Source organism: Microbacterium oleivorans, from assembly GCF_001691565.1.
Classification (GTDB): domain Bacteria; phylum Actinomycetota; class Actinomycetes; order Actinomycetales; family Microbacteriaceae; genus Microbacterium; species Microbacterium oleivorans_B.
Map to the genome: position 1 here is coordinate 2,318,001 of NZ_MAYO01000003.1, position 12,443 is coordinate 2,330,443.

General features: G+C 70.7%; 13 protein-coding genes. 8 read left to right on the top strand and 5 right to left on the bottom strand.

All coding sequences use genetic code 11. The features are described 5' to 3' along the window. Positions 1-38 precede the first annotated feature (38 nt). Positions 39-1,691 (top strand): FAD-binding dehydrogenase, encoded by a 1,653-nt coding sequence (locus tag BBA86_RS13985; RefSeq protein WP_065572111.1) that lies wholly within the window; start codon positions 39-41, stop codon positions 1,689-1,691. A gap of 21 nt (positions 1,692-1,712) precedes the next feature. Here the strand turns inward: BBA86_RS13985 and BBA86_RS13990 are convergent, their stop codons facing one another. From BBA86_RS13990 to BBA86_RS14000, 3 genes are all read right to left on the bottom strand, one after another. Continuing rightward, positions 1,713-2,294: an RNA polymerase sigma factor gene (locus BBA86_RS13990; RefSeq protein WP_065572112.1), complete on the bottom strand. Its 582-nt coding sequence runs from the start codon at positions 2,292-2,294 to the stop codon at positions 1,713-1,715. A 99-nt stretch (positions 2,295-2,393) separates the two neighbouring features. Next, entirely contained in the window at positions 2,394-3,332 is a 939-nt protein-coding gene (locus tag BBA86_RS13995; RefSeq protein WP_065572113.1) for an SRPBCC family protein, read from the bottom strand. After that, positions 3,329-3,574, bottom strand: a complete 246-nt coding sequence (locus BBA86_RS14000) for a hypothetical protein (protein WP_018187697.1) — start codon at positions 3,572-3,574, stop codon at positions 3,329-3,331. The genes BBA86_RS13995 and BBA86_RS14000 overlap by 4 nt, the downstream gene beginning before the upstream one ends. Before the next feature lie 128 nt (positions 3,575-3,702). Here BBA86_RS14000 and BBA86_RS14005 point away from each other — a divergent pair, with 128 nt between their 5' ends. The 5 genes from BBA86_RS14005 (at position 3,703) to BBA86_RS14025 (ending at position 8,808) form a co-directional block, all read left to right on the top strand. Continuing rightward, positions 3,703-4,533, top strand: coding sequence for an aldo/keto reductase (locus BBA86_RS14005; protein WP_065572114.1), 831 nt, complete (start codon positions 3,703-3,705; stop codon positions 4,531-4,533). A gap of 126 nt (positions 4,534-4,659) precedes the next feature. Then, entirely contained in the window at positions 4,660-6,171 is a 1,512-nt protein-coding gene (locus BBA86_RS14010; protein ID WP_065572115.1) for an MATE family efflux transporter, read from the top strand. Positions 6,172-6,315: 144 nt separating this feature from the next. Beyond that, complete coding sequence (locus BBA86_RS14015) at positions 6,316-7,113, top strand: alpha/beta fold hydrolase (RefSeq protein ID WP_065572116.1); 798 nt, start codon at positions 6,316-6,318, stop codon at positions 7,111-7,113. Between the two features lie 123 nt (positions 7,114-7,236). Continuing rightward, positions 7,237-8,229 (top strand): DUF2332 domain-containing protein, encoded by a 993-nt coding sequence (locus BBA86_RS14020; RefSeq protein WP_065572117.1) that lies wholly within the window; start codon positions 7,237-7,239, stop codon positions 8,227-8,229. Between the two features lie 126 nt (positions 8,230-8,355). Further along, entirely contained in the window at positions 8,356-8,808 is a 453-nt protein-coding gene (locus BBA86_RS14025; protein WP_065572118.1) for an iron chaperone, read from the top strand. Here the strand turns inward: BBA86_RS14025 and BBA86_RS14030 are convergent. Continuing rightward, the gene (locus BBA86_RS14030) at positions 8,783-9,922 is read right to left on the bottom strand and encodes a PQQ-dependent sugar dehydrogenase (RefSeq protein WP_065572119.1); all 1,140 of its coding nucleotides are present in this window, start codon (positions 9,920-9,922) and stop codon (positions 8,783-8,785) included. The two genes, BBA86_RS14025 and BBA86_RS14030, sit on opposite strands and share 26 nt — an antisense overlap. 95 nt (positions 9,923-10,017) lie before the next feature. Between BBA86_RS14030 and BBA86_RS14035 the strand changes: the two genes are divergently transcribed. Next, positions 10,018-10,659 carry an acyl-CoA synthetase gene (locus BBA86_RS14035; RefSeq protein WP_065572120.1) on the top strand — a complete coding sequence of 214 codons (642 nt, stop codon included), beginning with the start codon at positions 10,018-10,020 and terminating at the stop codon, positions 10,657-10,659. Continuing rightward, complete coding sequence (locus BBA86_RS14040; RefSeq protein ID WP_065572121.1) at positions 10,656-11,012, top strand: hypothetical protein; 357 nt, start codon at positions 10,656-10,658, stop codon at positions 11,010-11,012. Before BBA86_RS14035 ends, BBA86_RS14040 begins: the two co-directional genes overlap by 4 nt. Positions 11,013-11,056: 44 nt before the next feature. On the opposite strand, the gene purB is transcribed toward BBA86_RS14040, so the two are convergent. Beyond that, positions 11,057-12,439 (bottom strand): adenylosuccinate lyase, encoded by a 1,383-nt coding sequence (purB, locus tag BBA86_RS14045; protein WP_065572122.1) that lies wholly within the window; start codon positions 12,437-12,439, stop codon positions 11,057-11,059. Between the last annotated feature and the right edge of the window lie 4 nt (positions 12,440-12,443).

The window sequence follows — 12,443 nt, forward strand, 5'->3', positions numbered from 1 at the left end:
CCGTCGCCGCAGACGGGCACGTCGAAGGGGACGCACGCATGACAACGGATGCCGCGGACGCGATCGTCGTCGGAGCGGGACTGGCCGGGCTGGTCGCCGCATCCGAGCTCCTCGACGCCGGCAAACGCGTGCTGATCGTCGAGCAAGAGCCCGAGGCGAGTTTCGGCGGGCAGGCGTGGTGGTCGTTCGGCGGCCTGTTCCTCGTCGACTCGCCCGAGCAGCGCCGCCTCGGCGTGAAGGACTCGCTCGAGCTCGCCCGGCAGGACTGGTTCGGCTCGGCCGGCTTCGACCGCCCCGAGGACCGCTGGCCCCGCGCGTGGGCCGAGGCGTACCTGCAGTTCGCCGCCGGCGAGAAGCGCGCCTGGCTGCGGGAGCGCGGCATCCGCTTCTTCCCCGTCGTGGGATGGGCCGAGCGCGGCGGCGACCGGGCGACCTCGCACGGCAACTCCGTGCCGCGGTTCCACATCACCTGGGGGACCGGTCCGGGCGTCCTCGAACCCTTCGTCCGTCGTGTGCTCGAGGGGGTGGCGACCGGCCGCGCACGCATCGCGTTCCGCCATCGCGTCGACCGGCTCGACGTCGACGGCGGCGCGGTGGTCGGTGTGAGCGGCGCCGTGCTCGCGCCCGACTCCGCCGAGCGCGGCGCCCCGAGCAACCGCGACGAGACGGGCGAGTTCTCGTTCCGCGCCGGCGCCGTCCTCGTCTCGAGCGGCGGCATCGGCGGCAACCACGACCTCGTGCGCGCGCAGTGGCCCGCGCGCATGGGACGCGCGCCCGAGGCGATGCTCTCGGGCGTACCCGCACACGTCGACGGACGGATGCTGGGTGTCGCCGAAACCGCCGGCGCCCACCTGATCAACGGCGACCGCATGTGGCATTACGTCGAGGGCATCCAGAACCACAGCCCGGTGTGGCCGAGTCACGGCATCCGGATCCTGCCGGGGCCTTCGTCGCTGTGGCTCGATGCCACCGGACACCGCCTGCCCACCCCGCTGTTCCCGGGGTTCGACACGATCGGCACGCTCGAGCACATCGTGAGGGGAGGTCATGACCACAGCTGGTTCGTCCTCAACCAGGCGATCCTGAAGAAGGAGTTCGCGCTGTCGGGCAGCGAGCAGAACCCCGACCTCACCGGGAAGGACGTGCGACTCCTCGCGCAGCGGCTGAAGGGCGACCGGGCGACGGCACCCGTCGAGGCGTTCACGGAGCGCGGCGCGGACTTCATCGTCGCCGACACGGTTCCGCAGCTGCTCGAGCGGATGCGGGCGGCATCCGCTCTGCTCGACATCGATCGCGTGCGCCTCGAACTCGAGGGCCGCGACCGCGAGATGACGAATCCGTTCACGAAGGACGCGCAGGTCACCGCTGTCAGGCAGGCGCGGCGCTACCGCGGCGACAAGCTGCTGCGCGTCGCGACGCCCGGCCCGATCGCGGACCCGAAGAATGGGCGCCTCATCGCCGTGAAGCTGCACATCATCACGCGCAAGAGCCTCGGCGGCATCGAGACCGACCTTTCCGGCCGTGCGCTCGCCGCCTCGGGGGAGCCGATCCCCGGGCTGTACGCCGCGGGCGAGGCGAGCGGCTTCGGCGGCGGCGGCGTGCACGGGTACCGCGCCCTCGAGGGGACCTTCCTCGGCGGGTGCATCTTCTCGGGGCGCGCCGCGGGGCGCGCGATGGCCGCCGCCGTCTGAGGCGGACGCCTCCGCCGGCCCTCAGGCGACGGCGCCGGTCTGCGGCGGCTGGATCGGGGTGGAGCCGGTCAAAGGGAGCACGACCGACTCGGAGAGGGGGCGCGCCGCCTCGCGAAGCTGGTCGAGCGCGCTGCGGGTGCGTGCTTTCACCGTGGCCAGGGGAGTGCCCGTCATCTCGGCGATCTCGGGCTGGCTGTGGCCGCCGAAGTAGGAGAGCGAGACGACCTGTTCCTGCTCGTCGGGGAGCTTCCGAAGGGCCCGGTGATTGGCCGCGGTGCGATCCGGGGTGTGAGCCTCGGCGTCCGCAGGCCGGGCGTCGCGCAGTGTCGCCACGGCGTGGCGGTGGACGATGGCCAGGATCCAGGTACGGGGCGGCGTCCGGCGAACCGAGTACCGGCTCGCCTCGTTCCACACCGACACGAAGGCCCCCTGCAGCACCTGCTCGGCGAGATGTCGGTCATCGGTCACGCGCACGGCGACGGCGAACGCCGCCGCGGATGTCGCGTCGTAGAGACGCGTGAAAGAGGCGACGTCGCCGGATGCCGACCGGGCGATGAGTCGCGCCAGCGCGGCATCCGTCGCGGACGCGGGTGTTTCGGACATGACTGAATGGTGCGCTTCCGACGAGTCCGTCACGAGCGCTTGCCGAGCGGTTCGCCGAGTGCTAGGAGATTCCATTCATGTGAATCGCTTCACGTGTCGTCAGCGCACCGCTGCACCGAGCGTCGCCATCAGGCGCGCCACCTGCATCGCGAGGACCACGCGGTAGAGCGGTGCCATCACCCAGCCGAACGCGCTCCGTCGACGCGAGTAGGTGCGCTCCCAGGAGTAGTCGATGTGCACCGTCGTCCCACCGGCGGCGGGTTCCAGACGCAGGCCGATGCGTCGCGCGTTCGCCTTCGGTGCGTCGGGGTAGCGGAACGTCCAGGTCACGAGGAGCGCCTCGGCATCCATCGTCCGCGAGATGGACAGGTGACGGAACGCCGGCTTCGCTTCGACGTCGTCGCGAGGCGCTCCGGCCCATCCGCCGTCGGGTGCCTCGCTCACGTGCCCGACCGACTCCTCCCACTCCGGCAGTCGCTCGGGGTCGGACACGAGCGCCCAGGTCTCGTGGACGGGTGCGGCGACGAACGACGCGGCAGACCGGGCGAGCGGATGCCGCCGCCGCACCGTCGTCGCCGGCGGCAGCGCGCCGGCGGCATCGAGTCGCGCACGCAGATCGTCCATCGTCAGGTCCAGCCGGCGCAGCAGGGCCTCGATCGCACCGCTCGGCTCGTCGAGGAGTCGGCGCAGGATGCCGGAGCTCGTCCCGTCTCCCGGTGAGGTCAGCACCCGCTCGGCCACCGGAGACCACGCCCATCCGGCCGAGGGTCCGACCGCGATGGGGCCGGGCGAGAGGGCAGCCCCCGCTGCGCCGAGCGCGGCGAGGTGTGCGGCTTCCTCCGCGGCGACGGCCTCACGGACGGTCGTGATCGTCGCCCCCGCCGCTCGCAGGACCTGACCGGCATCCGCCTCGTCGAGGGTGAGGGCGAGGAACAGGTGCTCGACGCCGAGTTCGGTGCGGCCGGTGCGGGATGCCTCTTCCATCGCGTAGCGCGTGAGGAGATGCGCGTTCCCCAACGCCGTGGTCATCTTGCTCATGCTCTCCTCCGGGGGACCTCGATGGTCGGATCGATCCGCTTCGCATACTTCTTGTGCACGGCCTGGCGGGTGACGCCGAGCGCATCGGCGATGCCCTGCCACGACATGCCGCCGCGCAGGGCGGCCTCGACCTGCCGGAGTTCGAGAGTGTCGGCGAGGATGCGGAGCGATGCGACGGCGCGGAGTCCCGCGCGGGGGTCCGTCGTGTCGCTCGCGACCTCGATCGCGCTGGGAGTGTCCATGAAGCAACCTTGGTTGACAGAGCGACGAGTTGTCAACCTTCGTTGCTCGACACGGGCACCGATGCCGCATCCGCGGCGATTCGTCAAGGCATAGGGATCGCTCATCCGGCGGTGGAAAAGTGAGCCTCATGACCGTTCCCACTCTCACACTCAACGACGGACACACCATTCCCCAGCTGGGCTTCGGCGTCTTCCAGGTCGATCCCGACGAGGCCGAGCGCATCGTCAGCGTCGCCCTCGAAGCCGGCTACCGCCACATCGACACCGCCGCCGTCTACGGCAACGAAGAGGGCGTCGGCCGTGCGATCGCGGCCTCGGGCATCCCTCGCGACGAGCTCTTCATCACCACGAAGCTGTGGAACTCCGAGCAGGGCCGCGACACCGCTCGCCCCGCGATCGAGACGAGCCTCCAGAAGCTCGGGCTCGACCACGTCGACCTGTACCTGATCCACTGGCCGCGCCCCGACAAGGACCGCTACGTCGAGACGTGGCAGCAGTTCGAGACCTTCCAGGCCGACGGCCTGGCTCGATCGATCGGTGTCTCGAACTTCCACCAGCCGCATCTGCAGCGCCTGCTCGACGAGACGGACACCGTTCCGGCCGTCAACCAGATCGAGCTGCACCCGGCGTTCGCACAGCGCGAGCTGCGCGCGTTCCAGGAGCCGAAGGGCATCCACACCGAGTCGTGGGGCCCTCTCGGTCAGGGCAAGTACGACCTGTTCGGCGAGAAGGCGGTCGCGGATGCCGCCGAGGCCCACGGCGTGAGCCCGGCTCAGGTCGTCATCCGCTGGCACCTGCAGGAGGGCCTCATCGTCTTCCCGAAGTCGTCGACGCCCGAGCGCATCCGCTCGAACTTCGACGTCTTCGGCTTCGAGCTGACGTCGGACGAGGTCGATGCCATCAACGCACTCGACCGCGGTCAGCGCGTCGGCGCCGACCCGGACACCGCCACGTTCTGATCCGTTCCGCAGAAGAGGGGTGCCGAGAAATCGGCGCCCCTTTTCTGTGCGACCCCCTTACGACTCCCAGGGTGACCTCGATACAATCGATCGACCTCGAATCGATTCGAAATCCCGAAAGCCCGTATGGCCACCTCTCTCACGACGGGCCGCCCCTGGCGCGTCATCCTTCTTTTCACCCTGCCGCTGATGATCGGCAACGTGGTTCAGCAGCTGTACCACTTCGCCGACACGATCGTCGTCGGGCGTCTCCTGGGCGTCGACGCGCTCGCCGCCGTCGGCGCGACAGGCAGTCTGCTGTTCCTGCTCCTCGGCTTCGCCTGGGGCCTCACGTCCGGCTTCGCGATCCCCACCGCGCAGGCCTACGGCGCGATGGATGCCGCCGGTGTCCGCCGCTCCGTCGCCACCGGTGCGTTCCTCAGCGGCATCACGACGATCATCCTGACCATCGGCGCTCCCCTCATCGCCGAGCCGGCACTCGTCGCGCTGCAGACACCGCCCGAGCTCCTCGCCGATGCGACGATCTTCACGCAGGTCAGCTTCCTCGGCGCAGGCGCGCTGATGTTCTTCAACTTCCTGTCGGCGGTCATCCGAGCCATCGGCGACTCCCGGACGCCGCTCATCTTCCTCATCGTCTCGTGCGCGCTGAACGTCGTCCTCGTGATCGCCGCCATCGCGTGGCTCGGCCTCGGCGTGGCCGGCGCGGCGCTCGCGACCGTCATCGCGCAGGCGACGTCGGTCCTGCTCTGCCTCGAGTTCGTGCGCCGCCGCATCCCCGAGCTGCACCTGCGACGCGAGGACTGGCGGATCACCCGCGCCGACATCGTCGCGCACCTCCGCCTCGGCCTCCCCATGGGGTTCCAGGCCTCGATCATCGCGATCGGCGCGCTCACCGTGCAGGTCGCACTCAACACGCTCGGCGGCGAGGCGATCGCCGCCTACACCGCGGCATCCCGGGTCGACGGCCTCGCGGTCGCCCTGCTGCAGTCGATGTCGCTCGCGGTCTCGATGTACGTCGCGCAGAACTACGGTGCCGGCCGCCCCGACCGCATCCGGCGCGGCGTGGTGCAGGCGACGTGGATCGCCCTCGGCGCGGCGGTGGCCCTCGGCATTGTGCTCATCTCGCTCGGCGGGCCGATCGTCCGCATCTTCGTCGGCGACGGCGCGGACGAGGTCGTCCACCTGGCCGTCTCGATGCTCGTGATCAACGGCCTCAGCTACACGGCGCTCGGTGTCCTGTTCGTCACGCGCGGCGCGCTCCAGGGCCTCGGCAACGCCGTCATCCCGACGGTCACCGGGGTCGTGGAACTCATCGCGCGCGCCGTCGCAGCGATCCTGCTCGGGTCGCTGTTCGGGTTCATCGGCGTCGCCTGGTCGAACCCGCTCGCGTGGATCTCGGCGGCCGTCATCCTCATCCCGTCGTACCTCCGCGCGCACAAGATGCTCGCGACGATGCCGATGGCGCCCATGACGATCACTCCGACGACCCCGATCGCGGTGATCGGGCCGGTCGACGGCTCCATGACCGTCGAGACCGTCGTGACGCAGCCGGTGCCGCTGCCGCAGGTGTCGTCCCGGATGCGGCGGGCCCTGCGCCGTCGCCCCGGCACCCCGCGGCGACTCGCCCGCAAGCGCTGAGGTCGCACCCGTCTCGAGGTCCCGTGCGGGCCGGGAATCGCCCCGCCATTCCCGGCCCGATCGGGACCTCGGCCCGCCTGCACCACCCGCGGGCCGTGACGCAAGCGATTCCGGCGAGTCGCCTGCGGGGTGCATGATCGGGGGATGACCACCGTGTTCCCCGCGCTCACCGAGATCCCCGACCCGCAGTTCGTCATGGTCGGCGACGGGTATCGCGTCGCGACGTACGAGTGGGGACCGGCGGATGCCGCGACCGTCCTCCTCGTGCACGGGTTCGCCTCGAGCGCCCGCGACAACTGGGTGAACACGGGCTGGGTGCGCGACCTCCTGCGCGCCGGCTATCGCGTGCTCGCCGTCGACCAGCGCGGGCACGGCGCGAGCGACAAGCCCCATGAGTCGCGCGCGTACGCCCTGCGCACGATGGTCACCGACGTCGAGGCCGTCCTCGACACCTATCTCGTCGACGAGGCGCTCTACGTCGGCTACTCGCTGGGCGCCCGCGTCGGGTGGGAGGTCGCGCGCGACCTGGAGCCCCGCATCCCGCGGGTCGTCCTCGGCGGCGTCCCCGACGGGGTGCCGCTCGGTCGTCTCGACCTCGACCAGGTTCAGGCGTACGTCGACGAGGGTGAGCCGGTGACGGATGCGGTGACCCTGAACTACATCACGCTCACCGAGCGGGTGCCGGGCAACGACCTGCGGGCGCTGCTCGCGATCGCCCGCGGCATGCGCGCAACCGGCACGGTCGACCCCGACCCGGGTCGTGCGCCGGGTCAGCCCGTGCTCTTTGCGACGGGGACGAAGGACGGCATCATCGAGGGGTCCCGCACCCTCGCGGCCGCGACGCCCCAGGGTCGGTTCGTCGAGATCCCGGACCGCCACCACTTCAACGCCCCGGGTTCCCGCGCGTTCCGCGAGGCGGCGCTGGCTTTCCTCGCCGAGTAGGCCGCGGCGCGGCATCCCTCACGTCCTCGGATTCGGACTTCCCGGCCGGATTCGGACGCTCGCGCGCTGCCGGGTCCGAATCTGCGGGAGATCTCCGAATCCGCGCCGCGCTACGCTCGCGCCATGACCGATCTGCCGTCCTGGGGCGTGGCATCCGATTCGCCGACGGCGCAGCACTACCGCACGTTCGGCGCGCTCGAGGCGCGCGGCTCGTCGGCGGCGTACGAGGGGTGGGCGCGCGGGATCGCCGACGACGCCCAGATGCTCGCGCTGATCGACGAGCTGCCGCGCGCGAAGCGGCAGGCGAACCTCGTCTTCGCCGCGATGCGTGTCGCCGAGGTGCCCGTCGTGCCGTGGCGCGATGCCCGCGACACGGCCATCGCGCGGTGGCCGCGCATCCGCGACGTCGCGCTCACGCACGCGACCCAGACGAACGAAGCCGCGCGCTGCGCCGTGCTGCTGCCGCAGCTCGCGTGCATCCCGGGCCCGCTCGCGCTGCTCGAAGTCGGCGCCTCCGCCGGGCTGTGCCTCTACCCCGATCGCTACGCGTACCGCTACACCGACGACGGCGGCACCGTCGCGGCGCTCGACCCGGCGGAACGGTCCGGCGTCGTGATCGACTGTCGGCTCGAGAACGCCGAGCCTCCTTCTCGCCTGCCCGAGGTCGTCTGGCGCGGAGGCATCGACCTGAACCCGCTCGACCCGGCAGATCCCGACACGCTCGCGTGGCTCGACGCCCTCGTCTGGCCCGAGCACGAGGACCGGCGCGTCAGGCTGCGCGCCGCCATGGCGGTCGCGGCATCCGATCCCGCGCCGATCCGCGCGGGTGACCTCAACGACCTGATCGCGGATGCCGCGGCATCCGCACCCGCCGACGCGACGCTCGTCGTCTTCCACACCGCGGTGCTCGCGTATCTGAGTCCCGAGGACCGTGAGCGGTTCCGACGCACGATGGTGGACACGGATGCCGTGTGGCTCTCGAACGAGGGGATCGGCGTCTTCCCCGAGTTCGAGCGGATCGTGCCGCCGGGGGAGCGGCACCGCTTCGTCCTCGCCGTGGACGGCGAGCCCGTCGCTCTCACGCATCCTCACGGCCGCAGCTACCGCGGCCTCTGACCCCGTTACGGGGACGCAACCTGCCGCCTCGCGGCATCCGAAACGATACCTCGCGTCCCCGGAACCGACTCTCGACCCGCCATTCTGCGAGTGGCAGTATCGGCAGAAGACCGGGAGGGAGCGACCATGGCAGGCAACACCAGCGAGGGGGCCGGCTTCAGCGACGCCGAGAAGGCTGCGATGACGCAGCGCGCCGACGAGCTCAAGGCGATGAAGGGCCTGAAGGGCCTCGCGAAGATCGAGAAGGAGAATCAGGCCTGCCTCGACGCGATCGAGGCACTCGAGGGCACCGACCGCATCATCGCCGAGCGGGTGCACGTCATCGTCCTCGAAGAAGCGCCGCACCTCAACCCGAAGACGTTCTACGGCTTCCCGGCCTATGCGAAGGACGGCAAGGTCGTCGTCTTCTGGCAACCGGCATCCAAGTTCAAGACCCGCTACGGCACCGTCAGCTTCGACGAGACCGCGCAGCTCGACGACGGCCCGATGTGGCCCGTCTCGTTCGCGGTCATCGAGATGACGGATGCCGTCGAGCAGCGCATTCGCGAACTGGTCAGGGCCGCGGCACCGCGAGACTGACGATCCGGTCATCGCCCTCGGCGGGTGTCCCCCGACCGTCGGTGTCATTGGTCAGGACGAAGACCGTGCCGTCGGGACCGACCGTCACGTCCCGCAGCCGGCCGTACTCGCCGGCGTAGAGCTCGCTCGAGGAGGACGGATCCGCCACAGGGACGGCGCGCAGCACGCGTCCGCGGAGGTTGGCGATGAGGATCGTGTCGTCCACGATGGCGATCCCGCTGGGGCTGGCGGCATCCGTCGGCCAGGTCTGGACGGGGTCGATGTATCCGTCCGCCTCGCCGCCGGTGCCCTCGACATACGGCCAGCCGTAGTTGCCGCCCGGCTCGATGATGTTGAGCTCGTCGCGGTAGTTGCGGCCGAACTCGCTCGCGAACATCGTGCCGTCCTCGGCCCACGCGAAGCCCTGCACGTTGCGGTGCCCGAGGCTGTAGACGGCCGACGTCGGGTCGGGATTGTCCGACGGGATGCCGCCGTCCGGCGCAATCCGCAGGATCTTGCCCGCCAGCGATCGCGGGTTCTGCGACGCCGGTTCGTCGCTCGTGTCGCCGTTCGCGATGTAGAGCATGCCGTCGGGGCCGAACGCGATGCGACCGCCGTTGTGGTGGGTACCGGCCGGCATCCCGTCGATGACGACAGCCCGTTCGCCGAGCCCGTACGAGCCCGGCGCCCCGGTCAGCGGGTATCTCTCGACGCGGTTGCCGCTGCGCGCGGTCGAGTAGACGAAGAGGGAGTCGCCGTCCGAGGCGAGTCCGAGCAGCCCGCCCTCGGCGCTGTGCGCGACGCCCGCGATCGTGTCGACGACACGCGTCGTCCCGTCGGCGGCGACCTCGAGGATGCGGGCGGTGTCGCGTTCGCTGACGAAGACGGTGTCCCCGACCACAGCCATCGACCACGGTGCGTCGAGTCCGCTCGCGACGGTTCGCGGCGTCTTCGGCGCGGGCGTCGACGTCGGCGTCGGCGACGGGGTGGGGGCGGCGGGACTCGGCGTGGACGACGCCGACGGGGAGGGCGACTCCGCGGCGGGTTCCTCGGGAGGCGTGCACCCGCTGAGCAGGAGGGTCGCGGCGACACCGACCCCGGCGATGGCGGAGGAGGTGCTGCGGCGCGAGAGCATGGGCCCAGTCAACCGCATCCCGTCCCGCGGAGGACGGAACCAGGTGAACGACCTAAACTGGGGGCATCCCATTCCCGTCTGTGAGTACCACGCCTGTGTCTGACGTTGCCCCCCGCGCTTTCGAGCTGCGCCACCTGCAGATGGGGCGCGCCCTTTTCTCGGCGCTCGCGGCGGTCATGATCACCTTCTCGGCCGACCACTCCGCGCAGGTCGGCATGTCGGTGTTCAGCGGGTTCGCCGTCGCGACCGCGCTCATCCTCATCCTGTCGGCGTGGCTCGTGTTCCCCGCGGGTGAGCGCTGGCAGGCGGTGCTCCTCGGCATCCTCACCGTGGTTGCGGGGATGATCGCGACCCTCCCCGTGCTCCGTACGGTCGACGGCTTCTTCACGACCGTGCTCGTCTGGGCACTCGTGACCGGCGTCGCGGAACTGATCATCGGCATCGTCGGGCGCCGCCGCCGGGACCCCGCCGCGCGCGAAGCCGTCTTCGTCGGCACCCTCACCATCATCCTCGGGGTCGCGATGGCGTTCATCCCGCGGGATTACATGCTCGAGTACTACATCGAACAGGCGCGTCGCTCGTTCACCCTCACGGGGTCGACGATCGGCGTCGGCGTGTTCGGGGGCTATGCGGCGATCGTCGCCGTGTACCTCGGGATCGCCGCGTTCTCACCCCGCCCTGACACGGCGGCTGCCGTCGAGACGGCCGACACGGATGCCGCTGGAGGCCGCTCATGAGCGAGAAGAATCCCACCCGACGCGATCTCATGCGCCCGGTTCACCTGCTCGGCTTCGCCCTGCTGGCTGCGGTCTTCGCCGGTGTCGTCACGCTCGTGTCGATGGGCGTCCTGCAGGAGCAGCGCGCCGGGGCGGCCGACATGCATGTGCGCGCGTGGGTCGTCGCCGGCATCGTCGCGGGGATCACGTTCATCGCGACGCTCGTGATCATGGCGCTGTCGCTGCTCGCCGTCGACCCGGCGAAGATGGCGAAGCCCGTCACCCGAGGCCTGCTGCTGGACCCCGAGGACGAGGCCGCGCGCCCCGGTGACGGCGACGCTGATCGCCGGCACGCCCCGCCCACCGAGCACTGACCCGCCTCGGCTGACGACCGGTCCGGACCGGTCCGCTCCGCGACTCAGCGGAGCAGACCGACCAGCCGGTCGGCGAGTCCCGCGTAGCCGGCGGGCGTCAGTGCGAGCAGGCGCTGCTTCGCGGCATCCCCGATGTCGAGTCCGTTCACGAACTCGGCGAGCTCCGGAGCGCCGACGCGGCGGCCGCGGGTGAGGTCCTTCAGCAACGCGTACGGGTCGGTGATCTGCGAGCGACCCGCGACGATCTCGGCGCGCACGACGGTCTGGATCGCTTCGGCGAGGACCTCCCAGTTCGCATCGAGGTCGGCGAGCAGCACGTCGCGCGACAGCGAGATCTCGGTGAGGCCGCGCTGCAGGTTGTCGAGCGCGAGCAGCGAGTGGCCGAAGGCGACGCCGATGTTGCGCTGCGTCGTGGAGTCCGTGAGGTCGCGCTGCTGACGCGACGTGACGAGGGTCGCAGAGAGCGTCGCGAAGAGCCCGCCGGCGATCTCGAGGTTCGCCTCGGCGTTCTCGAAGCGGATCGGGTTGATCTTGTGCGGCATCGTCGACGATCCGGTCGCCCCGGCGACAGGGATCTGAGCGAAGAAGCCCATCGAGATGTAGGTCCACACGTCCGTGGCGAGGTTGTGCAGGATGCCGCCCGCGTGCCGCACGCGGTCGTAGAGCTCGACCTGCCAGTCGTGCGACTCGATCTGCGTCGTGAGCTCGTTGAAACCGATCCCGAGACCCTCGATGAAGCCGCGCGAGAGGACCGGCCAATCGACGTCGGGCTCGGCCGCGAGGTGGGCGGACCAGGTGCCGGTCGCACCGGAGAACTTCGCGAGGTATTCGCCTCCCGCGATCTGCGCGGCGACGCGCTGCAGGCGCCACGCGAAGACGGCGAGCTCCTTGCCCATCGTGGAGGGCGTCGCGGGCTGACCGTGCGTGCGCGAGAGCATGACGGCGTCCCGGTGCTCTTCGGCCAGCTGCGTCAGCGAGGCGACGACGGCGTGGAGCTTCGGCAGCCACACGCGCTCGACGGCGCGCTGGACGGTGAGGGCGTACGAGGCGGAGTTGATGTCCTCGCTGGTGCACGCGAAGTGCGTGAGTTCGGCGATCGCGTCGAGTCCGAGTGACGAGAGCCGGTCCCGCACGAGGTACTCGATCGCCTTGACGTCGTGGCGGGTGACCGCTTCCTTCTCAGCCAGCCAGCCGATCTCGTCGGCACCGAAGTCGCGGTACAGGGCGCGGAGCGACTCCCTCTGGGCGTCCGTCAGGGCCGCCGAGCCGAACAGGCCGCGATCGGTCAGCGCGATGATCCACTCGACCTCGACCTCGACCCGGGCGCGGTTCAGTCCCGCCTCCGAGAGGTACTCGGCGAGCGGCGCGACCGCGGCCGCGTAGCGACCGTCGAGCGGGCTGAGGGACATCGAAGGCAGGGAGGACACGCGA